This window comes from Paenibacillus tritici, assembly GCF_018207515.1.
Lineage (GTDB): Bacteria > Bacillota > Bacilli > Paenibacillales > Paenibacillaceae > Paenibacillus_AQ > Paenibacillus_AQ tritici.
In genome coordinates, this window is the sequence record NZ_CP073365.1 from 1,122,922 (window position 1) to 1,149,437 (window position 26,516).

Sequence of the window (26,516 nt, forward strand, 5' to 3'; positions counted from 1 at the left end):
TTTTTGTTTATTCCGTTTTTTTGAAGGGATGGGCGGAGTATGAAGCGAAATATTAACACTAACAGAACTTTGCTTCTGAAACTTTCCTCTGAGGTGCTTGCATGTCTTTGACGGTCAAAAGTTTACATATAGCGTTGGTGTTTCTGCTACTCTCCATTACCTGCGGAACGTTTCTGGTATCGGCCCAAGGCTCCTACCCTGCCGGTGAGATCAGACAATGGCAGATGAAGTGGCAGGAGGGACCTGAGGACAACGGACGCAAGGCTCCCGTAACGGAGACCGAGGGGTGGATGGATGTGGAGGCACAGGCCAAGATGCCGCAGATGCCTGCCGGAGTATCCTCCGCCTGGACGAAGATTACATTGCCATCGTACAGCTACGTGTCTCCCGCTGTCTATATTCAGGCGATCTACGCGCTGCATGTTAAGGTGTATGTGGAGGAGCGGCTGATTTTTGAGGGGGACCGCAGCTTCATTAAGGATAACTATTCCCTGCTGCTGCCTCTGGATTTCCAAGATAATGGCAAGACCATCTATATTTGGACGCAAACGCTGCAGGACCGGATCGGGATCAAGGAGAAGGTCGTGATTGGCGAGCATGGTATGCTTATCAAGGACTATATCAAAAACGGACTCACCGATGTCATTCTGGGCGGTGCCTTTCTTTTCGTGGCGGCAGTCCTTTTTGTATGCGCATTTTTCCTGAACAGAGAGTATTTCCCGATTGCGACCTCTCTTTCCATAGTGATAGCCTCGACGGGGGTGCTGTCCATCACCTATTCCCCCTTCACCTATACCTTCTACAGCTATCTGGGAGCGATAAGCGTGGTTTTTTTCGATGTGGCGCTATTGTCGCTGTTGCCTGCACTGACCTTTCTGTTCGAGAATATATTCGGCCCCGGCAGGTATGGCATTATCCGCAGATTCCGCAAGTTCCAGACGGCCTACTCCTTATTCTGCCTGATCTGCCTGATTATCAACGGGCTCTCCGGCGACAGATATGTGGAATTCTATTTCTTTGTCTCTACCAAAATCATCGGAATTATTATGATTCTTCAATTCATTCTGCTCATCGGCTGCGTGATCGTGTTCTCGCTGAAGCGCAATAAGGATGCGATTATCTTCGCCTGCGGCTTCGGTACGGCTGCATTAACCGGGGTTCTGGAGCTGATCTGGTATTACTTCAATAGCGGGAATTATGATCTGCAGTACTGGAAGTGGGCGCTGGTCGTGTTCATTCTCTCGCTGATAGTGATTCTGGGGCGGCGGCTGGCGCAGAACCACAGCCAAGTGGTGAAGTATTCGCAGGAGCTGGAGCTGTTCAACAATGAACTGCAGCGTTCCGAGAAAATGGAAATCATCAGCGAGCTGGCAGCTTCGGTGGCTCATGAGGTCCGCAATCCGCTCCAGGTCACACGCGGGTTCCTCCAGCTGCTCAGCGAGAAGTCGAGCGGGGATGAGCAGAGATATTTGTTCATGGCTCTGAGCGAGCTGGACCGGGCAGCCAGTATTATTACAGATTTCCTGACCTTTGCCAAACCGGAATTTGAACAGGTCTCCCTGCTTAATGTCAATGAAGAGTTCATGCATATCCAGAGCATTCTGCTGCCCTTATGCCATTTGAACGGGGGCAAAATGATCCTGGAGGTGGAAGAGGACCTGTGGGTCAAAGGGAATTCCTCGAAGTTCAAGCAGGCATTGATTAATATCATCAAGAACAGCATCGAATCACTGGGGGAGGAAGGCACTATTCATCTGCTGGCCTACAGCAGGGGAGACAGCATACATATTCACATCAAGGATAATGGGGTGGGAATGGAGCCGGGGGTGCTTAGCCGTCTGGGGGAACCGTATTTCTCCTCCAATAAGACGAAGGGCACGGGTCTCGGGCTGATGGTTACCTTCCGGATTATTGAAGCGATGGAGGGTGAAATCCGGTTTATGAGCAAAAAAGGAGCCGGAACCGAGTCCATCACCATTCTGCCGCGTGCAGAGGGTCCGGACGATTCCAACTCCCGTTGATGATAAGGCTTGAGTAATCTACCAGGAACTAAGAGGGGCAATGTTTGTCTTCAGCACACCGGAAGACGGGCTCGGAGGGATCACCAGATAGAATTCATTGGAGCCTTCTTCTATGGTCTTCAGTGTAATGTCGTCCGGCAGGTTAATGCCTAACGCTTCTTGGAGGGCTGCCTTAGGATCTGTGAGCAGTCTTTGTTTGAAAGCCGGATCTTCCCATGCCTTCTGAATCACCTGATTCTTAAGAACTCCTACTGACAATACAATCACCCTTTCAAAATGGTTATAATTACCTTTTTAGTATAGCATAGCCCATTCTATAATTCTATTGCTTTTTATATAGATTATGAGAGATTTCCGTGTCTGGATAACCAGTAATCCAGTCCCCCGGCCTGCAGTAATTGCTTCTCCGCTTCAATGGCTGCAGCGATCTGCTGCAGGTTCTTCACCAGCACCAGATGGAAGGATAACAGCCGGGGCAGCTGCCACGGGAAGTCTTCCAGCATAAGGTGGTTAGCCTCTGCAGTCGCTGCATAAGCCGCAAGTCCGCCTGTGATATAGATGAAGTCCTTCACGGCCGCTTCGGTCAGCGGTTCTCCGGCAGCACCGGCATAGGTACGCGCCAGCGACAGCAGGCAGTTGTAATTGCCGTCCTTCAGATCCTCTTCCCAATCTTCATAGTCGTCCAGCATCTGCAGGGTCAGCAGTACAGTATGAAGCATCTCCTCGGCCCCGGCAATAAGCGGGGACTGGCCTGAGAGCAGCAGCGCAGCCGTAAGACTGAGCTTGAGCGGACTTGCCTTGTGCGAGATACGGATACGGTCGTTCAGGAAGTAGTCCCGCCCGGCTTCGCCGCTCACACTGTCTGCCCACTCCGTAATGTAACGGTTGAAATAGGACCAGAACGGGGAATCCGCCGGGAACAATGGCAGGTAGATGCTCAGAAATTCCACATAGAGAAGATTGGCGAGCGGCAGCGCCTGGTCTGCCGGGGTCTCCCGGCTGTCCATCAGATCATCCTGGAGGAAGAAGTAGAGCATGAAGAAGACGTTCCCGGCAGACATGGAGCGGGTCAGCGCAGGGCTTAGACTGCATCTGTCCTGAAGCCAGAAGGGCAGCAGATAACAGATGTAATTCTTATGACTGTCTAACTTAAATACGTTGAACTGGTCCAGATAGGACTGTCCATAAGCATTAAGCGGTTCTGGAAACGCGGAGATCACCTTGCGGCTCTCCTCAAATACCAAACGGAGTTCGTCCTCATAAGCATGAAGCCAATCCATGGGCTTGTCCCCTGTCAATTATGTATTGTCTTACTAACAATAGGTAAAAAGTGGGTATGTGACCTGATTATAATCCTACGTCCGTCCTATTTCAATCAAAATTTGGAAAGTGGGTCCGGGAAGGGTAATCGGGCTATTCTACCCACGAAACTTAGTTCTGGCGGGGCAGGGAAATACCAGAAATAGACCATAGTGAGTAATTACAGAAGGGGAGTGTGGTCATGGGAATCATCAGATTTGGACTGGTGGGCGGAGGCTGGCGGGCAGAATTCTATCTGCGGATCGCCAAGGCCCTGCCTGAGCGCTTTGCTATTGCGGGCATGTATGTCCGCAATAAGGATAAAGCCGAAGAATTGAAGAGAATATGGGGCGTGGAAGTATACACCTCGCTGGATCTATTTGTTGCAGCGGGCGGTTATTCCTTCGCGGTAATCTGCCTGAACCGCGAGGTCAGCAAAGATATCATCATTAGACTGGCTGCCGAGGGGGTTCCCGTCCTGGCCGAGACGCCTCCTGCGCCGAATCTGGAACAGCTTATTCAGCTATGGAATGCGGTGGACCGTTCAGCTGTTATCCAGATTGCAGAGCAGTATATGTTCCAGCCGATGCACGCAGCCAGAATCAGGCTGGCCTGCTCGGGACGCCTCGGGAGGATCAGCCAGGTGCAGGTATCGGTGGCCCATGGCTATCACGGGATCAGCCTGATCCGCAAGCTGCTGGATGTCCGCTTCGAGAAGGCGGCTATCCGGGCCCGGAGCTTCGATTCAGCTATTATGAAGGGGCCGCAGCGCAGCGGGCCTCCTCTTGCGGAGGAGCTAATACAGACCGGGCAGACACTGGCTACCCTTGATTTCGGGGACAAGCTTGGAGTCTATGATTTCACCCGTGAGCAGTATTTCTCCTGGATCCGGGCCAGCAGGCTGCTCGTCCGGGGAGAGCGCGGTGAGATCATGAATGACGAGGTAGCCTGGCTACAGAGCTATGATACTCCGGTCTACACCAAGCTGCGGCGGATAGATGCCGGTCATGGCGGCAATCTGGAAGGCTTGTATCTCCGGGGAATCATGGGGGAGGGGGAGTGGCTGTACCGCAATCCATGTATTCCTGCCCGGCTTACGGATGAGGAGATTGCTATCGCCGAGTGTCTGGATAGAATGCAGCAGCATGTAGAGGGCGGCCCTTCATTCTACAGTCTGGCAGAGGGCTGCCAGGACCAATACCTCGCCCTGCTCATGGAGCAGGCGGCGGCCAGCGGGGAGACGGTCCTGTCCGTTGCCCAGCCTTGGGCGGCGGAGTGACGTACTAAGAAACCTTTCCATGTTGGCGGAAAGGTTTCTTTGCTTGTTGTATAGGATGCACAGTCACCACCTGCCTGAGGGGCTTCATAGCGGCATCACGGAAACGGTGAACTGACCATATACACTTTGCCCTGTATGTATTCATTTTCTTCGCTATTCGTAAAAAAGACGACATAAATAACATATGAGGATTTAATTCCCATGATATGACTGGTTATAATGCAGGTACACCGCTCCAAGGCAAAGCGGTGTACAGCCTGACATTTAAATGACTTCATGGAGGGGATGGGGTGAGGCGGGCGGCTTCATATAAATTACAGCACCTTGCACGTGAAAAATGAAAGGGCGTGTACAAAGATATGAATTCACCGGGTTCGGTTCAAGCTAGTGTAAGCGGCATATTTATAAGGGTTAACCAGGTTGGATACAGTCCGGCTGCGGGTAAAATAGCCATCGTATTATCAAGCACGGGCTTGAGCGGAGTTAGATATGATGTGTTCAATTCAAACAACACCTCGGTATTGAACGGAACCATTACCACAGCCAGTAAAGGGAGCTGGGGTGACGCGGGTGGTGCAAATTGTGCTTATTCCTATGCTATAGATTTCAGTACACTAACTACTGCCGGAAGCGGATATTATATAAAAATCAACGCCTATAAGTCCCCGGTCTTCGCTATAAGCAATTCGGTTTACAGCAGTCTGGCCGATCTGTCCATGCAGTTCTTCAAAGTGCAGCGGTGTGGAAATACCAGTCCGCAGGATCATGGCGTATGCCATATGACGGGAACGAACTCATCCATTGACGGAAAGCCGGATGGTGCTTCCGGCACCAAGGACTTTACCGGGGGCTGGCATGATGCCTCGGATTATATCAAATTTCTGAGCACCATCGGACATGTTACGGATGTGATGCTAACGACGTATATCCACCATCCGGAAGCTTTTCCTGCTCCCGGAGGCGCGGCCGGAGCATTGACGGAAGCGAAGGTAGGTCTTGATTTCATTCTCAAGCTGTGGGACAACACCAACCAGATTCTGTATATGGAAGTAGCCGACGGCCTGGACCATGATGTCGAGAATGATGATCTGGATTCCCGCAGCAAAACCTGGCCGCAAAATGACAATACGATCTATGGCGCGGCGCGTCCGGTGCATCCATGCCCTGCCGGTACAGGCGCAAACTTGGCCGGAAAAGCTGCAGCTGCCTTAGCACTAGGAGCTAAAATATGGGGAGATTCTGCCGGACCGGTCTATAATACTGCATTAGCTGCCGGCTATTTGACTGCAGCCCAGCAAATCTACACCTGGGGGAAGACAAGGACGGGAATTGCTGGGGATGCGGACGGATTCTACGTGGATACGGACTATAAAGACGATATGGCCTGGGCGGCTGCCGAACTCTACCGGGCCACAGGTACCGCCGCCTATTTAACAGAAGCGAAATCGTTCTGTGACAGTGCGGGAGAATGGTACAACAAAAGTAACACAAGCCTCAACTGGTCCAGAGCCTATCACTGGGCAAACTTTGAGGTCGCCTCCCTTGATCCGGCTTATAAGAATACTGCCGCAGGCCGGATGAATAATCATCTGAACCTGAAAAAGAATTATGCTGACGGGCAATTCTGGAATACCAGCAGTGAACCCAAATGGGGTACGTATGAAGCCATGAGCAATAATGCGGTAGAAGCGATGATGTATCAGGAATTAACCGGAAATACCACATATGCGGCTCTGGCCCAGCAGCAGATTGATTTCATGCTGGGAAGGAATCCGTGGGGTGTTAGTAAGTTAAATGGTGCGGGTACAACCTGGTTTAAAAATCCCCGCCACCGTGTAACCACATTGAACCGTGTGAATAACCCGAATTATCAGCTCCGCGGAGCCTGGAGCGAGGGGTTTGAGACCAGCAGCCAGTACGTTGTAGACCAGCAGGACCCGCTGCTTACGGGGCAGGAAGATCCGGGTATCGTGCAGTTCAATGACAACCGGATGATCTGGCATGATAACCGCAGAGATTATGCTACCAATGAGGTTACCATATCAGGCAATGCAGCGGGTATGGCGATGGTCGCCTTCATGGGAGGAGGCGCATCCTCAGGTGCACCAACCGACTATATTACAAATGGAGATGCCTATGTAAGAGACGGCACCTATGCGGCAACCAACTATGGAACAGCAGCAACAGTCGATGTAAAGGGAGATGCGGATGAGGGCTATAACCGGAAAGGGTTTGTAAGATTCGATCTTACCGGTCGTACTGGATCACCTGTTGCTTCTGCTCTCTTGAAGATGTACTGTAATGCCGTATCTGCGTCAACGCCTGTGAAGGTATACGGACTTACCGGCAGTGATGAATGGATAGAGTCGGGAACAGGAGGCATCACCTGGAACAATCAGCCGGGCAGTACAGGTGCAGTGCTGGTTGGAACCATTAATGTATCTACAGCCGGCTGGTACACTATCGATGCAGCGGGTTTTGTGAATAGCCAGCTCGGCGGCGATAAGAAAATGACCTTCAAGCTGCAGGTTGAGAACAATAACGGTGCAACGATAAGCTTCAACAGCAAAGAAAACACAGCCAATAAACCGGTTCTGACTGTGAGTTAGGCAGGTGATTAAATAGGAACCACAGGGAATCCAGACTGGAACGGAAGGCTGCTGAGCTTAGATCAGCAGCCTTTTCTTTGAAATATAAGAATTTATATGTTTCACACGATAAATTATCCTTCTATTTCTCGCTGAAACGGTACCGTCCTTTAAAAGGACGGCAAAGCCGTTTCCACTTGCGTGCGTATGGACCATCGAAGCAGAGGAAGCGGACCGCCTCAAGGCCCGTCTTCCGCAGCGGGCAGTCCTCCGCTGGCATGGCTTTTGCGGTATTCGCCGGGAGTAAGGCCGGAGGCGCGTTTGAACATACGGATGAAGGAATTGACATTCAGGTAGCCGACCTGGAGTGCGATCTCCTGAATGCGCAGGTCGAGGTTCATCAGCAGCTCCTTGGCATGGCTGATCCGCAGGTTGTTCAGATAGTCGCTGAAATTAATGCCTTGCTTCTCCTTGAAGAAGGTAGACAGATAGCCCGGACTCAGATTCAGCTTGTCTGCAACAAGATTCAGATTGATATTCTCTCCGTAATGCTTATCCAGATAGTCTAGCATATAGGCAAGTACGGGGTCCCTGGTCTCGGATTTGGCCCGCATGGCGGCAAGGATCGGCCGGACCATTGCGTGAAGCCATTCCTTATACTGCCCGGTGGAATAGAAGCTCTCGAAGTTCTCCTTAAGAGCTGGCTGAATCAGTACAGCCTCCTCCAACCCCAGCTTCATTACCGTCTTGCCCGCCTGCTCCACCGCTCCCGCAGCAAAGGCCCGGAAATCTTCGGCCGCAGCGTCCTTCTGGTTCAACTGCTCCAGCTGTCTGGCCAGCCATCCCAGCACCGCTTCCTCATTGCCTGACAGCAGAAGGCCCGACAGCTCCTCCCCATGGGTTACCTTGACATGAAAGGAACGGGCCGATGAAGCGCGCGGCTCCACGATAATCTGGGTTTCTTCGTTCAACCTGCGTTCTTTAAGCAGTGAGGAGAGAATCCCGTAAGCACCGGTAATCGGAGTTTCTCCGGAGTAGACAGGACTTACCGCGATGGTCAAATAAAAGGCGGGCTCCACCTCCAGCAGCTCCTTCAGAGTCTGGAGCGTCTGAAGAATAGCGCTCTGCGGTCCGCATTGGAACAGCAGCAGCAGGAGCTGGTTCTGCTCCGGCTGCACAGCCACTATATCCCCTTCGCTGCCCAGGAACAGGTGCTGGATCAGCTGCCACAGCATCAGGGTATCCTTCTCCGGGCTCTGGGACGGATGCTTGAAGCTGAGCTTGAACAGCACGGCTGCATACGGCCGGTCTTCCGCTTGGGCATCCTCCAGATCCAGCAGATTGGGGTTCAGGGGGATGTTCTTAATTTTATGGGAGTAGGCGTACTGGCGCACCAGCGAATTTTTATGCTCCAGATCGGTCTGAATGAATTGGTTGGTCTCCAGAATACGGCTCATGCGGTCCCCGATGATAGCGAATTCCTTCACGCTGCTTAGCTTACCCGCGCCTGTACCCGATTTGCGCTCCAGTGCTGCAATCAGCCGCTGCAGCGGCCGGTTAAGACGGTAACTGAAGAACAGCGAGAAAAGAATACTGGTGAGCACGGCGGCAGTCAGCAGGGCGGCCAGCAGCAGCTGCATCTGGCGCATTCCGGAAGCGACTGCAGCGGCTGGTGTAACCTGGACATAAGTGAATCCGGTCTGCCCGCCTTTTTGATAGAAATAATATTGGTCTCCGACCTGCTCATGGTAGCTGATGCTCCCGGAGATGTCGCCTAATGCCGGCTGGTCTGCCGAGGTGGAGAACAGCATGACGCCGTCTGCATCCAGAATATAGAACGGATTTGCGCTCCCATCCCCGTAAGCCGTTTGCAGTTCGCGTGCATTCAGCATGACAATGCCATAGACCTCCTTATTGGGCAGAACCTGTGTGACCAGCGGCAGCAGCGACCCGAGCGGACGCGAGGAATTCATCGTACTCTCTCTATAATTAGCTGCAGGCAGGACCCTCATGTACTGATCGCCCATCGTCTGCCGGCTCCAATAATCCGGCGGATACTCCTTGCTGGCATAATATTTGGAGAACATATCGTTCATACTGCTGGTGCCGTCCTTTTCAAAAACATAATCCGCTTCTTTGAAATAGAGAATGAAGTTCTCAATATGCAGGAACGGGTTGGAGTAGACGTTCGCCAGATCCGATTTGACCTCACGGACCACATCATAACGCCTGTTCTCGCGGACCTGGCTCAAGAGGCCCAGGTTGGCCGTCCATGTATGCGATCGGTTAAGGGTCAGAATGATGTTCTGTGTCAGCCGGAAATGATTCTCGTAGCTCAGGGCGGTCTGCTTGAGACCCAGCTCATTCTGGCGGACCATCTCCTGATAGACCTTCTTGCTCAGATATAGATGAGAGAAAAGGTTGAAAGAAGCCAGCAGCAGGATAACGCTGAGAAAGCTCAGCATTAGCTTCACGAACAAGGCGTTGAAAGCGAATTTAAAGTCTATTCTTCTGCGCATGATGTTCCCCCTTGCTATGGGCATTCTTTTTATACCATCATAGCTCCCGAAAGCTCACACGGACAATATGCACTTTCTTCTTTTTATACGCCGATTCTAAGAAAATCGCTAATCGGGCGATATGAAATATAACATGCTGATAGCGCTGTCACTGATTTTATTTCTATAATTCAACCATACCTCCCGGCTTGAAAGGGGAAATAAGCTAACATCACTACAGTATTTAGGGGGAATGCGTATGGGGCAAGCAAATGCACTGCCGGAGACAACCGCCGGGAGAAACCGGGAACGGCCGCAGCTGAGGGAACGGGTGATGAAGATCTGGAGAAGAAACAAATTATTATGGCTGCTGTTTCTTCCCTGTCTGCTGTATTATTTGATTTTCAAGTATCTGCCAATGTTCGGGCTGGTGATCACGTTTAAGGATTACAATCTGTTCAAGGGGATCTGGGCCAGCAGCTGGGTGGGCTTTAAATATTACCGGATGTTTCTGGAGAACCCGGACTTCCTGCTGCTGATGAAGAATACCTTCCTACTTGGATTATACCGGCTGGTATTCGGCTTTCCTGCCCCGATCCTGCTTGCGATTCTGCTGAATGAGGTAAGGAAAGCATCCTTCAAACGCCTCGTGCAGACGGTAAGCTATCTTCCGCATTTCATCTCCAATGTCATTGTTGCCAGTATGGTGATTATGTTTCTCTCGCCAACGGGAGGGCTGATTAATAATCTGCTCGGCGGCCTTGGCATCGGGCCTGTTAACTTCATGAACGAGCCGGGTTTCTTCCGTATCATTTATGTAATCTCCGAAATCTGGCAGCATATCGGCTGGGAGACCATCATCTATCTGGCTGCGCTAACCGCCATTGATCCCCAGCTGTATGAAGCGGCAGAAATGGACGGAGCAGGCAGACTGCGGAGGATCTGGCATATTACGCTGCCGGGTATCTCTCCCGCGATTGTCATTACACTCATTCTGAATATCGGGCAGGTGCTGGAGATAGGCTTCGAGAAGGTCTTCTTGATGCAGAATCCGGCGATTTACGAAACTGCGGATATTATCAGCACTTATGTATACAGAGTCGGTATGCAGCAAGGGAATTTCAGCTACGGTGCTTCCATAGACCTATTCATGGGGGTTATCAGTCTGGTCTTCATCTACAGTGCCAACTGGATCAGCCGCCGCATAAGTGAAACCAGTCTATGGTAGAAAAGAGGTGCTTATTATGAAATTCCGGATTAACCTGTTCAGTATAATCAATGGGATTGCGCTGCTGATGGTTGTGGCCGCTACGCTGTATCCGTTTGTACACATGCTGGCGGTGTCGCTTAGCAGTGATTCTAATGTCATCCAGAATACAGTCTCCATCTGGCCCAAGGGCATTAACCTTGACATGTATAAAGTGGTACTGGAGGACTCCAAGATCTGGGCAGCTTACAAGAACACGATCGTCTACACCTTCACGGGTACACTGATCTCCCTGCTCATCACCTCCACGGGAGCTTACGCCTTGTCGCGGAGCGATATGGCGCTGCGCAAAAGCTTGACCATGCTGATTGTGGTCACCATGTTCTTCAGCGGCGGGATGATTCCCACCTTCCTCGTGGTCCGCTCTCTGAATCTGGTCGATACCGTATGGGGGATGGTGCTGCCGGGTGCGGTGAGCACCTGGAATCTGATTCTGATGCGCACGTTCTTCGCGGGCATTCCGAAGGAGCTGGAGGAGTCGGGGCGTATGGACGGATTGAATGACATCGGTATCTTTGCCCGTATCATCGTGCCCTTGTCCAAAGCTTCATTTGCGACGATTGCGCTTTTCTATGCGGTGAGTATGTGGAATAATTTCCTTGGCCCGCTCTTGTATCTGCGCTCCTCGGAGCTGTTCCCGCTGCAGGTACTGCTGCGCAATATGGTCCTTGCCGGCACCTCCAGCTCAGGAGATGTAACCGGTATTGGGGGGGATAATCAGATTGTTGAAGAATCGCTGAAATATGCGACGATTATGGTATCAACCCTTCCGATTCTAGCCGTGTATCCGTTTATCCAGAAGTATTTCGTCCAAGGCGCAATGATTGGAGCCGTCAAAGGCTGATAACGAACAGTACAATTCATAGGAATGGGAGTGGCTTATATGAGAAAATGGATGACTGCAAGTCTGCTTACCGTGATGGCATCGCTGCTTCTGTCCGGCTGCAGCGGCAACAATAATAATGCAGCCGTGCCGGAAGCTGCTGTGCAGGAGGGCAGTGAAGGTTCGGGAAGTCCGTCTGCATTGCCGGTCAAGACCTTCACGGCGCTGCTGGACAACAATGCTACGTTTCCTTATTCGGAGTCCTGGCCGGTCTGGAGCTGGCTGAAGGAGAAGACCGGTGTCACCCTGAAGGTGCAGACGCCTTCCGGGGAGCTTGAAGAAAGCCTCAATCTGGCGATTGCCTCCAAAAACCTGCCGGACATCCTATATATGCCGAACCGTAAGGAATCTAACAAATTCGGCCAGCAAGGTGCTCTGGTGGATATCAAGGAGTATATGGACAAGATGCCGAACCTGAGCAAGTGGATCCAGCAGTATCCTGATGAAGCTAAGGCGGCGTTGTCCGCAGACGGGAAGATGTATATGTTCCCGAACCAGGGATTCGGAGAGACGAACCGCTTAGTCTGGATGTACCGGAAGGATGTTTTTGACAAGGAAGGCTTGAAGGCACCAACGACCTATAAGGAGCTTCATGAAGCTCTTCAGGTCCTGAAGGCGAAATACCCGGATAGCTTTCCGCTCTCCATCCGTTACGGGCAGAACCCCGATGAGCTGAATGCCAGCATGACGATAAACTTCGGGACCAGTGAGGGCGCATATTTTAATTTTGATAACAGTGAGTGGCATTACGGGCCAACGGAGCCCGCTTATAAGGAAATGCTCGGCATGTGGAAAAGCTTCTATGATGAAGGGCTGATTCCTCCGGATTTCCTCTCGCTGCAGACCAAGCAGTGGCAGGATGTGGTATCTACCAGCAAGTCTTTTGTCACCGTCGATTATATCAGCCGGATTGATTTCTTCAACAATGCGATGCAGAAAGACAACCCTGAATTCAACATGCAGTTCCTGGCTCCACCCGCAGGTCTGGCGGACGGCAAGCAGCTGAATCCTTATTTTCACTATCTGGAGAGCGGTCTGACAGTGGCTTCGACCTCGAAGCAGATTGAAGACATCATGGCCTATATGGATTTCTTCTATACAGAGGAAGGGCGTACACTTGCCAGCTGGGGCAAGGAGGGGGAGACCTATACCAAAGAAGGCGATACGATCAAGTTCAAGCCGGAATACAGCGATGTGACCGAAATGCGCAAGCAGACCGGGCTGCAGACCAGCGGCACGTATACCTGGATCGACTTCGATGCCCATCTGTCGCTGTTCTCCGATAACCTGAAGCATGCTTATGAAGAAGCGGCCAAGTATGACCCGTCCGCCATGCAGCCCCGCCCGGCCTTCACCGAGCAGGAGAATGAAGTGATCTCGCTTACCGGGGAAGCGATCAATAAGCACCGGGATGAGAGCTTCGCCAAATTCGTCACCGGCTCAAGAAATCTGGCCGAATGGGATAAGTATGTGGAGGAAATGAACAATCTGGGCGTGGATAAGCTGGTAGGCGTATATAAGGAAGCTTACGACCGTATGCAGAACGTGCAGCTGAGCGGGGAATGAGGAATGGGATATACGGGCGGGTTGGAGGGAAAGGAAGTGCAGTGCGGTATGGACGATAGAGAAGGGCTGCTTGCGGTAAAAAAAGCGGAGCGGATGTCCATCCAAATCTATAGCAGCCGTAGCCTCATGGGCGCCGCTGCGGCGGTGCAGGTTGGAGAATATATGCGCAGGCTGCTGGAAGAGAAGGACAGGCGTGTACGGATGGTATTTGCTGCCGCGCCTTCGCAAAGCGAGCTGTATGAGGGGCTGGTACGGGAGCAGGGGATTGACTGGTCCCGGGTCGACGCCTTTCATATGGATGAATATATCGGATTGGACAGCGCGGCACCGCAGAGCTTCGGAACGTATCTGACCGCCAGGCTGTTCAGCCGGGTGAAGCCCGGCAGGGTGGAACTGCTGGACGGAATGGCGGATGTAGAGCAGGAATGCGCGAGGTATTCGGAGCTGCTGCGCGAAGCTCCTATCGACATCGTCTGCCTCGGAATTGGAGAGAACGGCCATATTGCCTTCAATGATCCGCCCGTGGCCGATTTCAATGATCCGGCTCTGGTCAAGGCTGTGCTGCTTGAGGAGGCTTGCCGCTGCCAGCAGGTGAATGACGGCTGCTTCTCCAGGCTGGAGGAGGTGCCGGCTCATGCCCTGACGCTGACCATTCCCGCGCTGATGGCAGCCGGGCAACTGGTCGGCATTGTGCCCGGCGGGTCCAAGCGGAGCGCCCTTCAGGCAGCGCTTCAAGATCCGGTCAGTACCGCTTGCCCGGCCACGATACTGCGCTCCCATCCGGACATGGTCTTGTTCACCGACCGGGAGGCCTTCGGCTTATGACGGCTATGGCCGCGGTGAACGGGCGCTGCTGGACTGCTGGAAGAACGGAGTGAAGAGCAGGTGCAGCGTAGAATGAAGCTGCAAGATAAGGAGGAGAGCCATGTATCATTTACTGCCAGAACCGCAACAGTTGAAGCTTGAGGACGGAAGCGCTTTTCAGATCAATGACGGAGTATGGCTGAGTCTGATGATGGAGCAGGAGGAGCCAAGGCTGGAGCGGCATTGCCGCCGTGCTTTTCCCGGGGCGAAGCTGGCCAGCTCCACAGAAGGCAGCGGCTATTCTCTGCTGCTGCACAGCGCGGCGGGAACATCTGCTGGTGAGCGTCTGCAGAAAGGTGCGTCAGGAGGGGGCAGCGGTGAGAACGGCGTAGCGGGAGCCGGGCCAGTTGGAGTGCCGGAAGCGGAGCTTTCGCTGCTGGAAGGCCGGAAGGAGAGTTACCTACTGGAGGTGTCTGAGCATCGCGTTCGCATCCGGGCTACGGATGCCGCCGGGCTGTATTATGGGCTCCAGACCTTGCTGCAGCTGCGGAATCCGCAGGGAGAGATCGCCGCAGTCACCATTATGGACTGGCCGGATACCCGTTTGCGTGCGATGAACTATGACCTCCGCCAGACTTTCTCGAAGCCGGAGCTGCTGGTCCGTTATTTGGCTGATTTCTCCAACTACAAGATCAATGCGGTCCTGATCGAATACGAAGACAAGTTTCCGTTCCGGAAGTATCCGGAGCTGACGCACCCGCAGCATGCGCTGAATCCGGAGCAGCTGGAGGCGCTGCACGACGCTGCGAAGGAGCATTTTATCGAGATTATTCCGCTTCAGCAGAGCTTCGGGCATCTGGAATATGTGCTTCGGCACGACCGTTGGCGGCATCTCCGTGAGACCGAGTCTTCCACCGGAGAAATCTGCCCGTCCCGTCCGGAATCCTATCAGCTCATTACGGATTTGCTAGAGGAGATGATGGAGGCTCATCCGGACTCCCCTTATATTCATCTAGGCTGTGATGAAGTGTATAGCTTGTGTGAGTGTGCGCAATGCCGGGAAGCCTTCGGCGGAATCCGGGAGCGGGCGTTCATCGCCTTTCTGAACCGGCTGATTGAATTCACTTCAAGCCGGGGCAGAACGCCGGTATTCTGGCATGACATGCTGGATAAATGCCCGCCCGAGGAACTGGCGAAGCTGGACCCGCGAAGTGTAGCGATGATCTGGATCTATAACGGCCGCAATATTGAAGCGGAGGTCTCAGGGCTTGCGGACAAATTCCGAGCTCTCGGCATTGAAGTGATGGGGGCACCGGCGGTCCGCAGCTTCGACTCGGCAGAGCATCAGAATTATCCCGTGCTGGATAACCGGACGGATAATCTGCGGCAGTGGGCTGAAGCAGCCGGTCGTCTCCACCTTGATTGCGTGGTGGCTACGAACTGGACCGGCCCGTTCAGTCTGGGAGTCCCTTACGGAATCTTTGAAACGACCTGGTATCCCATGCTGCTTCATGCTGAGCTGGCCTGGAACCGGAAGGCGGATACGGAGACTTTTATTGACCGCTTCCTGGAGCGGTTCCACGGCATTCCCGCCGGGAAGGCGCATGAGCTTCAGGGAAGGTACAGGCTGGAGGATTATTATAATCTGATCTGGAAGCTGGTTGATGAAGTCCGGCTGAACAAAGATTCAGCCGGACTGATTGCGGTAATGCATGATTTTGAAGATGCTACAGATCGTTCGCGGGCTATCCATAAATACGTCTACCGCTGGGAGATGTATCCGGGGGATGAGGCGGAATGGCAGTCCCTGCTGAACAGTTATCGGCATAACCGCCGCGGGCGAGAGGCGGTCCGCCCGCGAATGACAGCAGCATTGGAACAGTATCAGTCTCCCGATATGGCTGCTCATTTTGTAAGCTCGCGTTTCTTCCTGCATGATTATCTGGAGCGGACCTTATACCATGTGATGGGACTTCATTTGGATCACCCAGCAACCAGTTGATAGAACTCTTGACATAAGACGTTTTCCATTGGTCTACACTTAGAAGCTTTACTCCACAGCCGCCCCACTCAGCTTAGCGGCAAGCGCAGCATATTCCCCCCGCAGGCGGACCAGCTTCGAGACACTTTGCTCCAGGCCGCCCAGCCGGTTGCGCTGGGTCCATAGCTGGCGGTACTGATGGAGCAGCAGATCCAGATCGTGAATCTGCTCCTGAATGAGTGCTGCGTCAAGCTGCGGAGGGTCTCCGGCCAGCTGATGCTTGAGCCGTGTCAGCTTAACCGCATGCTTCACGAAATGGATGCCGCTATTTAGTTCTTCGACGACAAGACCGGCATCATCACATTCGAGGGCCAATGGTTCCAGCCTGGCTTCAAGGCTGCCGACGTACTCTTCTAACTGATCAAGCTGCTCTCCCGAGAGCTTGCCGGACAATCGCACATTCTCCAGATTGCTGCGCAGCAGCATGGACATCTCCGTATCGTTCGGATGGAGGGTTCCTGATTCAAGCTTGTAATAATTACCAAGATCCAGCAGCAATTGTCCGATCGTGCCGGAACGGTCCCGGAAGATAGCAGTATTCAGATATTGCGCCACATCCGCTTCAAGATTCCCCTCTACATTCCAGGCCAGAGCTGCACCGTAGACGAAGCCGGCATAGCTGACCGGCAGATGCTGCCAGTGGCCGAAATCGCCCCAATCGGTAATGAGGTAGCCGAGCGCACCATTTCGTTTGCCATGAACCGCAGCATTGCGCAGGTTAGCCAGCATATTATCGGTCCGTCCGGTAAGGGAGTTCCAGGAGCTGGTCCCCGGGCAGACGTAGAACGGAATCCCCGCTTCGCGGAATTTCAGGGTATCGGCTTCAAAGGGATGCGTATCGCCGTAGCCCCATTCCATAGCAATCATGTCCTTCGGCAGCCGGGGAATCAGCTCCGGATACTGGATAATGATATCTCCCCAGAATTGCATGGTTTTGCCGCGCTGCTTGACGAGATCCTGAATTTTCTGCAGGAAGGACAGGTAGAGCTCCCCCTTGCCTGAGGTTTCCGCCAAGGCTTTGTTTTTACCTAGTCCCACTTCATAGGTCTCATCACATCCGACATTGAATATGTCCGAGGTGAAGTACGGAAGGAGGTCATCGTACATAGTACCCAGGAGCTTCAGCACTTCCGGATCTTCCGTATCGAAGGTTCCGGGATGCATGAACAGTCCGTCCGGATATAAATCGCTGTTGTACATATGATCCGGGAGCATGAAGCCGTCAGGGGCTTCTGCCAGGCTATTGAACTCCGGCCGGGTGAGCCAGCCCTCCATATGGCCGAAGCTGTTCTGATTAGGCACAAGCTCAATATAGCGCTCCCGGCAATAGGCATCCAGGAGCAGGATTTCCTCGCCGGTTATAGGGGTTTCCAGCTCCCACACCTGCGGGAAGGATTCATAGGCAAAGGGTGCTCCTTCTATATATAGCTGCAGCTGATTCAGCTTCAGATCTGACATTAGGTCAATGATCCGGTACAGCGTTTCCAGCTTGGGGATTTTGTTGCGGCTGATATCAAGCATCAGTCCTCTGGCGGCGAAGTCCGGCTGATCTTGAATATGCAGATAAGGCACAGTTCTGCCGTACTGCACAAGAAGCTGCTTCAGCGTTGCGGCTGCATAATAAGCGCCCTGCGGGGAGCCGTAAGCGGCGGTGATGCCAGCCTCATTAACATGAAGCTCATAAGCCCCTTCTGTAAGCAGGGCATTATAGCTGAAGATAAAGGCCGGAACGGTGGCAGGCCGCAGTCCTATGGACACGGGGGGACGGAGCCGGATCACCTCGGAAGCAGTCTGTTGAAGCCTGCGGGCCGCGGGAAGTGCGGACATCCGGGCCTCACCGGTTAGAACAATGCTGCCCTTAGCGGGAATGTGGAACAGACCTTCAGATACCATGACCTTCTGCGGGCGGGGAAGCAGCTGTAAATGAACAACTTCAGGCATAGCGTGAACACCTCTTATTCATGTAGAATATGATCATCTTCATTACAAACATATCACTCCTGAACGGGTGGAGGAATGCAATGTATGCCCAAGCTCATGGATTATATGATCAGTTCTTATCCCATTAGAATTATTGATCCGAAGGTGGAGGCTTCCAGGCTCCGGCTCCGGTCGATACGTGTAGGGCAAGCGGGCCATTTGCCGGGAAGAACGCTGTTTCGTTCCGGTGCGGTGTTTGATCAATGGGCACTTGTATATATAGTATCCGGAGGCGGGACTTATGCGGAGAACGGAGGCAGAGAGCAGCAGGTTCGCGGGGGAAGCTTGTTTTTTTTTCGTCCGGGCTGCAGCTACAGCTTCGGACCGCCGCCGGGAGGGTATTGGGATGAATATTATGTTAATTTCAGCGGGAGCCGTGTCTCAGAATGGCTGGAGACGGGCCTGATCGCCGGGGGAGACGTCTTCGTGGCCCAGGGAATTGAGGGTCTGGAGGCTTCATTCGAAGACATCCTGGGCTGGATGGAAGGAGGCATAGCCGGAGACGCTGACCGGGCTGCGCTGCTTCTTGAAGAGATGCTGCTGGAATGTTCGCTTCATATTCAAGGCAGTAACCGCCAGTGGGAGCAGGGGACCATGCCGCTGATCCGTGAAGCGTTGAACGCCTGCATCTATGAGAAGCCGGATCTGCCGGGAATTGCTGCGGGCCTGCATATCTCCATGTCCACACTCCGCCGCACGGTGCGGCACAGCAGCGGTTATCCCCTGCATGATTATATCCACCGGCTAAAAATGGCTGAGGCCAAACACCTGCTCCTCAACACCTCACTTCAGGTGCAGGAGATTGCGGGGATGCTTCATTATAGGGATACCTTTTATTTCTCCAGACTGTTCAAGAAATATATGGGCCTCTCTCCTCAGACCTGCCGTAATCAGGTGTGAAATAATAAACGACATAATTCTACGTTTTGTTTAGAAGAATGTCGTTTTTTGCGGATTTTTGTTGACATGCTGAAAAAGAAAATGCTATTATTTAGATAATATTAGCAGTTCTAGAGTAGTTCTTCTAGACTATGCCGGAGATGAAACCATGAGAGAATATTACTGCATCAGTTGCCGCAGTCTCCATAAGGTGGAAGCACGAAACCATACCTTACGTATTCTGTCCACCGGGTATCATATCGTTGGCGAACAACGTTATCAAATTTGTATCTGTAATAAGGCCAAGCTGCAGCAAGCCTTGCCGGCGGTGACCGAATAGACTGTGCATAACGGAATGATCCTGATGATAGAAGACATCCTGTATGTTGAGAGGAGCCTGTCCCCGTGGGAGAGGCTCTTTGTCTTGAGCGGGAAAGCGCTCTATAACTGTGCATACGCTATCATTAGCAGATATGGATAGGAATGATTCTTTTTTTATAAAAAAAGATTGCGAATAAGCTTTTTATTTTAAAAGTAAACGCTGTCATTAAAAAGCGAAACTTGTTATTGTGATTTTTCTCATGTATGATGCTTTTAAACATAGCTTAGAATAAACTCGAATTTTCCACAAACTGGAGAATAGGGTGGTGGGATGAAAATTAAATTAACAGCCGAAGACAGAACTATCGCCTTTTTCAGAATCTTTTCTTTGTCCCTCACATCATTGATGTACCTCATGGTTTCCGCGGGGCCTTCCGTAATATACAAATCCCTACTAATCATTGTGCTATTCTTATTTGCTCAACTCTTTACGTTGTATTACCGGAGGTTTCGTGCAAGAACGCGGACTCTTATGCTTGTTATCGGCATGGAGACGGCATTAATTGTGGTGTTGATGTTATTTACTGGAGGATACGATAGTCCTTTTAAGCTATATGCACTTAACCCGGTGCTGATTGCGGCGGGTTCGCTCTCTTTTTATTTTGCCTGGACGCTGACTCTTGGTTATGTCGCCATTGTGGCTGCTGCTGGCTATATTTATTCGGATTCCAGCGGTATAACCTTCGCCGAAATTATGATTGCCAATGGTAACCTGTTTCTAGCCCTGGCACTTGCGGTTATAGTTATGCAAATGGTTAACGGGATAAAGCGGCAGCGGGAGGAAGCAAACGCGCGGACGAACGATACCATGGAACATATCAAATCACTGTATCACATCGTAGAAACCTCGAGCCAGCATGACTTCATGAATATTGGCCAGGTGATTACCGACTATGTAGTCAAGCTTACCAAGCTGGAGAAGGCCCTGTTCTGGTTCGCCAAAAAGAGCGGGGAGCCCGCTCCGCAGAGCCGCCAGACCGGTTGGCAGCATGAGGAGGAGCGCTCTCTGTTCATGGAACTGGAGAAGCATGAGCATGAATGGAGGCTGCAGCGGGAACCGGTATTCAAGAGTATGCCGGGACTCGGGGACTTCCTGCTGATGCCGGTAAGGATGAGCACCAGGTTCGTCGGTATGATTGGAGTGAAGCTGGAAGCCTCGGAAGGGCTGGAAGGCCGCAGATGGTACATCCAGCAGTTGATGTTCCTGTCGGAGCTGAGTGCGATTATTCTTGAGCGCCATGAACTGGGCGTGATTGAGAACCGGCTGATCATCACGAACGAGCAGAACCGGATCGCCGATGAGATGCATGACAGTGTCTCCCAGAGTCTTTTTGGCATCGTGTATGCGACCCATTCCCTGAAGCAGACCTGGCGCAAAATGTCCGACAGGGAGCTGGAGGAGCAAATTGAGCTTATCCATGATTCAGCCACCAAGGTTGCCAAGGAGCTGCGGATTACGATCTACAGTCTCAGCTCCAAGAAGAGCGGCGGCCCCAGCTGGCTTGGGATGGTGCGCTCACATCTCAAAAGCCTGTCCAGACTTAACGATGTGGAAATTGAACTGAAAATAACGGGGGATGATTTCAGTCTCCCTTATCCTTACCACAAGGCACTCTTCCGGATTATTTCGGAAGCTACAGGCAATGCCATACGACATGGTGCTGCCAGCCGGGTGGATGTTGAACTGTCACTGAAGCCGAAATGGATCAGACTATCGATTGTTGACGATGGCGTCGGATTCGATACGGACTTGATCTGGACCGAGTCTGAGGAGCACTCAGGCGGACTGGGAATGAAGAATATGCAATATCTGGCACAGTCCCTTGGTGGTGATTTCCAGTTGTCCAGCAGTGAGAATGCTGGGACCCGAATTTTAATCTCTATACCTGTCGGTGTGGCTGAACTGAAAAATGCATAAACTTTAGGCAGGAGGTCGTTCCAAGTGAAAATCGTCATTGTTGATGATCACCCTTTGGTGAGAAGAGGATTGGCATCTGTAATTTCCATGCAGTCCAATCTGCAGTTTGCCGGCGAAGCAACGAATGGCCAGGAAGCTCTTCTCGTTATAGAGGAGATACAGCCTGATCTTGTGCTGATTGATCTGAAGCTTGCCGATGAATCAGGCCTCGACATTATCAAAGAAGCACGCGTACGCGGATTCTCATGCAAGTTCATCCTGCTTACGTCCTCGGCCAGCCGGGAAGATTTCCTCAAGGCGGAAGAAGTGCTGGTAGACGGTTATGTACTGAAGGAAGCTCTGCCCGAGGAATTGCTGTTTGCGATTCAACTGGTCCACAAGGGCAGGAAGTATTACGATCCCGGACTGATGGAAGACAAGATGCGGATGAGCGGGAACAGTCCAACCGATGAGCTTACCCCCAAAGAGAAGGAAGTCCTGATCGAGCTTGGACAGGGAGCCTGCAACCGGGAAATCGCTTCACGCCTGTTCATCAGTGAATTCACCGTCAAGAAGCATGTCAGCCAGATTCTGGCGAAGCTGCAGGTGGCAGACCGGACACAGGCGGCCTTATATGCCAATGCGGTCGGGCTTACCAAATACGAGATGTCATACGATTAATTATACCTAAGAACGTGATGGGGAATGGAACATAACGCAGTTGAGGAATGTAACATAGCACGTTTAGGAAAAGTACATGGCACGAATGAGGGAATCGAACACGGACAATGCTGTCCGTGTTTTTTTTGCGTTTTGGGTTTTTTGCGTTTTGGGAAAATGTGATTTTAGTTCCCGTCTCTGAATCCTGCGAAAGTTGGCGGTTGGCGAGGTTCCGCCGAAAGTGGGTGGGGTGCGGAAATGAAAGGGATAAATCCCTCTGATTCCTCCGAAAGTTGGCAAGGTGCGGAAATGAAAGGGATAAATCCCTCTGAATCCGCCGAAAGTGGGCAAGGTGCTGAAATGAATGGGATAAATCCCATTGATGATGCCGGATGCGCCCCAAATGAGCCAAGGAGGAGCAAAAGTGCACCTGAATTCCTAGGATGCAGCCCAAATGAGCTAATGAGGAGCATTAGTGCACCTGAATTCCTGGGATGCGGCCCAAATGAGCCAATGAGGAGCAGAAGTGCACCTGATTTTCTGGGATGCGCCCCAAATGAGCCAAGGAGGAGCAAAAGTGCACCTAATCCCCCAGATGCGGCCCAAATGAGCTAATGAGGAGCAAAAGTGCGCCTGAACTCCTGGGATGCGCCCCAAATGAGCCAATGAGGAGTAAAAGTACACCTGAATTCCTATGATGCGCCCCAAATGAGCCAAGGAGGAGCATTAGTGCACCTGATTCCCCCGGATCCGGACTAGCCCCATCACGCGGCCTACAGGAGGAAATTAGTCCAAATGGAACAACCCCCGAGTTACTTGAAGGCTGTAATACCTGCGTCTAGCTTCAGCCAATCATTCGCAGGGTGTAGGATGTTATGTTTAGTTTGTTTAATTAGTTAAGGTGTCTGGTTCTTGGGATTCGTCTACGAAGATAAGGCCCTGCTCAGCGGGGTTATTTGAAATATAAGAATTTATATGTTGCACACGATAACTTATCCTTCTATTTCTCGCTGAAACGGTACCGTCCTTCTGAAGGGCGGTACCGTTTCCACTTGTGTTCTAGTACACGCATCCTGGCCGGAGTGAATGAAGCCTGGGTGAATGAGGCCTGTATATTCGCTCTGAAAATTAACATGAGCTGCCCATGATCCGGGCGCTCAAACCACTCACTGTTACACCTGGAGTCGGTATGGCTCACAGTTGGTGTTAGTATTTTCCAGTCATATGGTACTAAAGTATACCATCCGCCCCCTCAATCGAACCAAACGGGGTTACTCGAAAGTGAAGTGTAAAGTGATGCTAGGGGGCATGTGATAAATGCTGCGCATTGTTAGAATTATAGCAAGACATCTGAAACTTTCATGATTGCTTTCAAAACGAACACAAGCGGAAGGAGGGTTACTGTGGAAAAGACGATTCTGGATTACATTAACCTGATAAAGAAAAAATTATGGTTAATCATGGTGTTTGTGCTTATCTCCTGCGCCACCACCTTCTATGTCAGCAAAAACTTCGTTGCACCCGTCTACTCCGCCTCTGGACAGCTACTGGTCAACAATGTTGTAAATGTCCCCGAGAGCAATAATCTCAACGCACTGAACTTCAGTCTTAACCTCATCGAGAGCTATAAGGAAATCATGAAGTCACCAACGATTATGAAGAGTGTCATCGCGGAGCATCCGGAATTCGGCCTGACAGCGGGCCAACTGGCCGCCAAGCTGCAGATCAAGTCCTCGGATAAAAGCCAGGTGATCAACCTGAGCGTGGAGGATGACAACTACGCTACCGCAGCTACTATAGTAAATGCGGTCTCGCAGACGTTCATCCGCAGCCTGCCGGCACTGATGAACCTGGATAATGTAACGTTCCTCACCCCGGCTGATCCTACAGCACAGCCTCTGCCGGTCAACGGCGGATCGACCATGAACATTCTCATCAGCTTCGTAGTTTCACTGATGGCAGCGGTCGGCATCATTCTGCTGATGGAGACGCTCAACGGTACACTGAGAAACGAGAAGGAAGCCGAATTCGATCTTGGCATCCCGGTCATTGCCAGTATCCCGGCGATCCGGAAACGCGATTTAGGCAAAGCGGCCAACGACAAGGCAAGAGTAGGGGAGGGCAAATATGTTACGGCTGAATAGAAGTCTAATTACAGACATGAACCCGTCCTCGCATGTCTCCGAATCCTTCCGCTCGCTGCGTACCTATATCCGCCAGCTCGGGCTGCTGAAGGGTGCAGGCGGACAGGTGCTGCTCTTCACTTCTGCTGAAGGCGGCGAAGGCAAGACAACGATCCTCTCCAATCTGGCGGTATCCTTCGTCCAGGATGGCAAGAAGGTGGCGGTGGTGGATTGCAACCTGCGGAAGCCCGGCCTGCACAGCGTGTTCGATGTGGAAGGCAGCCAGGGGCTGGCCGCTTACTTAAGCGGCTACGAAGAAGCCAAGGATATTGCTGTCTATGGCAGCCTGGCGAATCTGGCCGTGATTCCTGCCGGAATCACCCATGTCAGTCCGCCGGACCTGCTCGGCAGTGAGAAGATGGCCGGGCTGCTGGAGGAACTGAAGTCCAGCTTTGATCTGATTCTGCTGGATTCGCCGCAGGCGGTGGATTACAGTGATGCACGGATTCTGGCCCCGCTCTCGGACGGGGTGATCATTGTCGCCAGACACGGCAGAACGAAGCGTGAATCTCTCCGCAAGCTGAAGGGCCTCATGGAGCAGACAGGTGTAAGGATTCTCGGGATAGCGATGAACCAGACCAAATAGAACACGGAATCGGCTTGTGAATGATACTACTTGGGAGGTATGTGTGATGAAAAAGGTAAAAAAGGTAATTATCCCGGCGGCCGGGTTAGGCACACGTTTCCTTCCGGCTACTAAAGCTATGCCTAAGGAAATGCTGCCCATTATCAACAAACCAACGATCCAGTACATCGTAGAGGAAGCCATTGCTTCCGGGATCGAAGACATCATCATTGTTACCGGTAAAGGCAAACGGGCGATTGAGGATCATTTCGACAACGCCTTTGAACTTGAATCCAGACTGCTGGAAGACGGCAAGCTGGAGCTGCTCAAGGAGGTTCAACGGTCCTCCAAGGTTGAAATTCACTATATCCGGCAAAAGGAGCCGAAGGGTCTGGGACATGCCGTATGGTGTGCCAGACGGTTCATCGGCGATGAGCCGTTCGGCGTCATGCTCGGCGATGATATTGTAACCGGCGCGGTCCCTTGCCTGAAGCAGCTTATTGACCAGTATGAGGAAACGCAGAATTCGGTGATCGGGGTTCAGGTCATTCCTGATGAATTCACGAACCGCTACGGGATTATCGAACCGGATCTGCAGGACGGACGGCTCTACCGGGTTAACAATTTCGTAGAGAAGCCTGCGCTTGGAACAGCGCCTTCCAATCTGGCGATCATGGGCCGGTATGTTTTCACCCCGAAGATCTTCAAATATCTGGACCTTCAGGAGAAGGGCGCCGGCGGCGAGATTCAGCTTACGGATGCCATCCAGAAGCTGAACCAGAGCGAACGTGTCTATGCTTATAACTTTGACGGTACAAGATATGATGTCGGTGAACGGCTGGGCTATATTTTGACCACACTGGAATTTGCCCTTGCGAGCGAGGATTTACGCTATCAGGTCATGGATGCTATGGCGGAATGGCTGAAAAAAGCGGAACAGACCACACTCAGCAGCTAAGCCGGTCAACCCGGATGCGGGAATGGCTCCCAAATGCTGCATAAACCTTTAAGGAGAAGTGAGGAGAGATGAGCATGCAAAAACTGCCGGAAGACTACGAGGCCGTCCTGCCGAAACTTTACATGCTGCATGCCAATGAAGGAAAGGGAATGGAATCCTATCTGGTCATGAAGCGGATGATTGACATCCTTTTCTCCGCCCTGGGTCTTCTGTTCCTGTTGCCGCTGTTCGCAGTGGTGGCTGTCCTGATTAAGCTGGAGGACCCGAAGGGCAAAGTGTTCTTCCGCCAGAATCGGGTAGGCAAGGACGAGAAGCAGTTCCCCATGTACAAGTTCAGATCTATGGTCTCCAATGCCGAGGAGCTGAAGGCGAATCTCATGGCGTATAACGAAGTAAGCGGAGCGATGTTCAAAATCAAGAATGATCCCCGCATTACACGGATCGGAAGATTCCTGCGCAAGACAAGTATTGATGAACTGCCGCAGCTCTGGAACGTGCTGATGGGCCATATGAGTCTCGTAGGTCCCCGTCCTCCGCTCGTTGAAGAGGTGGAGCAGTATACGGAATACGACAAGCAGCGGCTGATGGTTACGCCAGGCTGCACCGGCTACTGGCAGGTGAACGCCAGAAACAGTGTCGGCTTTGACGAGATGGTTCAACTGGATCTGACGTACATCCATATGCGGAGCACGATGCTGGATCTGAAGATCATTGTCAAGACTGCCCTGATGCTGCTCGGTTCCAAAAATGCGTATTAAAAATATGGG

General features: G+C 52.0%; 20 protein-coding genes. 16 read left to right on the forward strand and 4 right to left on the reverse strand.

All coding sequences use genetic code 11. The features are described 5' to 3' along the window. The first annotated feature begins 107 nt into the window (after positions 1 to 107). A complete protein-coding gene (locus KDC22_RS04745) occupies positions 108 to 2,021 on the forward strand; it encodes an ATP-binding protein (protein WP_425516996.1) in 1,914 nt (637 codons plus the stop codon). A gap of 18 nt (positions 2,022 to 2,039) precedes the next feature. Here KDC22_RS04745 and KDC22_RS04750 read toward each other — a convergent pair whose 3' ends face one another. Next, the gene (locus KDC22_RS04750) at positions 2,040 to 2,279 is read right to left on the reverse strand and encodes an NHLP leader peptide family RiPP precursor (RefSeq protein ID WP_211722233.1); all 240 of its coding nucleotides are present in this window, start codon (positions 2,277 to 2,279) and stop codon (positions 2,040 to 2,042) included. 83 nt (positions 2,280 to 2,362) lie between these two features. After that, on the reverse strand, positions 2,363 to 3,301 hold the full coding sequence (locus KDC22_RS04755) for a hypothetical protein (protein WP_211722234.1): 939 nt from the start codon (positions 3,299 to 3,301) through the stop codon (positions 2,363 to 2,365). A gap of 221 nt (positions 3,302 to 3,522) precedes the next feature. On the opposite strand from KDC22_RS04755, the gene KDC22_RS04760 reads away from it, so the two are divergent. Further along, entirely contained in the window at positions 3,523 to 4,599 is a 1,077-nt protein-coding gene (locus KDC22_RS04760) for a Gfo/Idh/MocA family protein (protein ID WP_211722235.1), read from the forward strand. Between the two features lie 359 nt (positions 4,600 to 4,958). Further along, positions 4,959 to 7,208 carry a glycoside hydrolase family 9 protein gene (locus KDC22_RS04765; protein ID WP_211722236.1) on the forward strand — a complete coding sequence of 750 codons (2,250 nt, stop codon included), beginning with the start codon at positions 4,959 to 4,961 and terminating at the stop codon, positions 7,206 to 7,208. A 218-nt stretch (positions 7,209 to 7,426) separates the two neighbouring features. Here KDC22_RS04765 and KDC22_RS04770 read toward each other — a convergent pair whose 3' ends face one another. Next, positions 7,427 to 9,706, reverse strand: a complete 2,280-nt coding sequence (locus KDC22_RS04770; protein WP_211722237.1) for a helix-turn-helix domain-containing protein — start codon at positions 9,704 to 9,706, stop codon at positions 7,427 to 7,429. Between the two features lie 313 nt (positions 9,707 to 10,019). Here KDC22_RS04770 and KDC22_RS04775 point away from each other — a divergent pair, with 313 nt between their 5' ends. The 5 genes from KDC22_RS04775 (at position 10,020) to KDC22_RS04795 (ending at position 16,207) form a co-directional block, all read left to right on the forward strand. Beyond that, positions 10,020 to 10,913 (forward strand): ABC transporter permease, encoded by an 894-nt coding sequence (locus tag KDC22_RS04775; RefSeq protein ID WP_246553644.1) that lies wholly within the window; start codon positions 10,020 to 10,022, stop codon positions 10,911 to 10,913. A gap of 16 nt (positions 10,914 to 10,929) precedes the next feature. Continuing rightward, positions 10,930 to 11,796: a carbohydrate ABC transporter permease gene (locus KDC22_RS04780; protein ID WP_211722239.1), complete on the forward strand. Its 867-nt coding sequence runs from the start codon at positions 10,930 to 10,932 to the stop codon at positions 11,794 to 11,796. A 39-nt stretch (positions 11,797 to 11,835) separates the two neighbouring features. Then, positions 11,836 to 13,401, forward strand: a complete 1,566-nt coding sequence (locus KDC22_RS04785; protein ID WP_246553300.1) for an extracellular solute-binding protein — start codon at positions 11,836 to 11,838, stop codon at positions 13,399 to 13,401. Positions 13,402 to 13,449: 48 nt separating this feature from the next. Then, complete coding sequence (locus KDC22_RS04790) at positions 13,450 to 14,226, forward strand: glucosamine-6-phosphate deaminase (RefSeq protein WP_211722240.1); 777 nt, start codon at positions 13,450 to 13,452, stop codon at positions 14,224 to 14,226. A 100-nt stretch (positions 14,227 to 14,326) separates the two neighbouring features. Then, complete coding sequence (locus tag KDC22_RS04795) at positions 14,327 to 16,207, forward strand: glycoside hydrolase family 20 zincin-like fold domain-containing protein (protein WP_211722241.1); 1,881 nt, start codon at positions 14,327 to 14,329, stop codon at positions 16,205 to 16,207. 48 nt (positions 16,208 to 16,255) lie between these two features. On the opposite strand, the gene KDC22_RS04800 is transcribed toward KDC22_RS04795, so the two are convergent. Next, positions 16,256 to 18,187, reverse strand: a complete 1,932-nt coding sequence (locus KDC22_RS04800; RefSeq protein WP_211722242.1) for a beta-N-acetylhexosaminidase — start codon at positions 18,185 to 18,187, stop codon at positions 16,256 to 16,258. An 84-nt stretch (positions 18,188 to 18,271) separates the two neighbouring features. On the opposite strand from KDC22_RS04800, the gene KDC22_RS04805 reads away from it, so the two are divergent. The 8 genes from KDC22_RS04805 (at position 18,272) to KDC22_RS04840 (ending at position 26,507) form a co-directional block, all read left to right on the forward strand. Beyond that, positions 18,272 to 19,126, forward strand: a complete 855-nt coding sequence (locus KDC22_RS04805; protein ID WP_211722243.1) for an AraC family transcriptional regulator — start codon at positions 18,272 to 18,274, stop codon at positions 19,124 to 19,126. A gap of 148 nt (positions 19,127 to 19,274) precedes the next feature. Continuing rightward, positions 19,275 to 19,445: a hypothetical protein gene (locus KDC22_RS04810; RefSeq protein ID WP_173136674.1), complete on the forward strand. Its 171-nt coding sequence runs from the start codon at positions 19,275 to 19,277 to the stop codon at positions 19,443 to 19,445. 528 nt (positions 19,446 to 19,973) lie between these two features. Beyond that, positions 19,974 to 21,404 (forward strand): sensor histidine kinase, encoded by a 1,431-nt coding sequence (locus tag KDC22_RS04815; RefSeq protein WP_246553302.1) that lies wholly within the window; start codon positions 19,974 to 19,976, stop codon positions 21,402 to 21,404. Positions 21,405 to 21,428: 24 nt separating this feature from the next. Beyond that, positions 21,429 to 22,064, forward strand: a complete 636-nt coding sequence (locus KDC22_RS04820) for a response regulator (RefSeq protein WP_173136668.1) — start codon at positions 21,429 to 21,431, stop codon at positions 22,062 to 22,064. A gap of 1,382 nt (positions 22,065 to 23,446) precedes the next feature. After that, complete coding sequence (locus KDC22_RS04825; RefSeq protein ID WP_173136666.1) at positions 23,447 to 24,187, forward strand: YveK family protein; 741 nt, start codon at positions 23,447 to 23,449, stop codon at positions 24,185 to 24,187. Next, positions 24,171 to 24,812, forward strand: a complete 642-nt coding sequence (locus KDC22_RS04830; protein ID WP_211722244.1) for a CpsD/CapB family tyrosine-protein kinase — start codon at positions 24,171 to 24,173, stop codon at positions 24,810 to 24,812. The genes KDC22_RS04825 and KDC22_RS04830 overlap by 17 nt, the downstream gene beginning before the upstream one ends. A 46-nt stretch (positions 24,813 to 24,858) precedes the next feature. Next, on the forward strand, positions 24,859 to 25,749 hold the full coding sequence (gene galU / locus KDC22_RS04835) for a UTP--glucose-1-phosphate uridylyltransferase GalU (protein WP_173136662.1): 891 nt from the start codon (positions 24,859 to 24,861) through the stop codon (positions 25,747 to 25,749). A gap of 68 nt (positions 25,750 to 25,817) precedes the next feature. Beyond that, positions 25,818 to 26,507, forward strand: coding sequence for a sugar transferase (locus tag KDC22_RS04840; protein ID WP_173136660.1), 690 nt, complete (start codon positions 25,818 to 25,820; stop codon positions 26,505 to 26,507). Positions 26,508 to 26,516: the final 9 nt, after the last annotated feature.

Bases quoted from the DNA above. Each gene is read 5' to 3' on its own strand.
- KDC22_RS04755 (WP_211722234.1), bottom strand. From the start codon at position 3,301: ATGGATTGGCTTCATGCTTATGAGGACGAACTCCGTTTGGTATTTGAG.
- KDC22_RS04760 (WP_211722235.1), top strand. From the start codon at position 3,523: ATGGGAATCATCAGATTTGGACTGGTGGGCGGAGGCTGGCGGGCAGAA.
- KDC22_RS04765 (WP_211722236.1), top strand. From the start codon at position 4,959: ATGAATTCACCGGGTTCGGTTCAAGCTAGTGTAAGCGGCATATTTATA.
- KDC22_RS04770 (WP_211722237.1), bottom strand. From the start codon at position 9,706: ATGCGCAGAAGAATAGACTTTAAATTCGCTTTCAACGCCTTGTTCGTG.
- KDC22_RS04775 (WP_246553644.1), top strand. From the start codon at position 10,020: ATGAAGATCTGGAGAAGAAACAAATTATTATGGCTGCTGTTTCTTCCC.
- KDC22_RS04780 (WP_211722239.1), top strand. From the start codon at position 10,930: ATGAAATTCCGGATTAACCTGTTCAGTATAATCAATGGGATTGCGCTG.
- KDC22_RS04785 (WP_246553300.1), top strand. From the start codon at position 11,836: ATGAGAAAATGGATGACTGCAAGTCTGCTTACCGTGATGGCATCGCTG.
- KDC22_RS04790 (WP_211722240.1), top strand. From the start codon at position 13,450: ATGGACGATAGAGAAGGGCTGCTTGCGGTAAAAAAAGCGGAGCGGATG.
- KDC22_RS04795 (WP_211722241.1), top strand. From the start codon at position 14,327: ATGTATCATTTACTGCCAGAACCGCAACAGTTGAAGCTTGAGGACGGA.
- KDC22_RS04800 (WP_211722242.1), bottom strand. From the start codon at position 18,187: ATGCCTGAAGTTGTTCATTTACAGCTGCTTCCCCGCCCGCAGAAGGTC.
- KDC22_RS04805 (WP_211722243.1), top strand. From the start codon at position 18,272: ATGCCCAAGCTCATGGATTATATGATCAGTTCTTATCCCATTAGAATT.
- KDC22_RS04810 (WP_173136674.1), top strand. From the start codon at position 19,275: ATGAGAGAATATTACTGCATCAGTTGCCGCAGTCTCCATAAGGTGGAA.
- KDC22_RS04815 (WP_246553302.1), top strand. From the start codon at position 19,974: ATGGAGACGGCATTAATTGTGGTGTTGATGTTATTTACTGGAGGATAC.
- KDC22_RS04830 (WP_211722244.1), top strand. From the start codon at position 24,171: ATGTTACGGCTGAATAGAAGTCTAATTACAGACATGAACCCGTCCTCG.
- galU (WP_173136662.1), top strand. From the start codon at position 24,859: ATGAAAAAGGTAAAAAAGGTAATTATCCCGGCGGCCGGGTTAGGCACA.
- KDC22_RS04840 (WP_173136660.1), top strand. From the start codon at position 25,818: ATGAGCATGCAAAAACTGCCGGAAGACTACGAGGCCGTCCTGCCGAAA.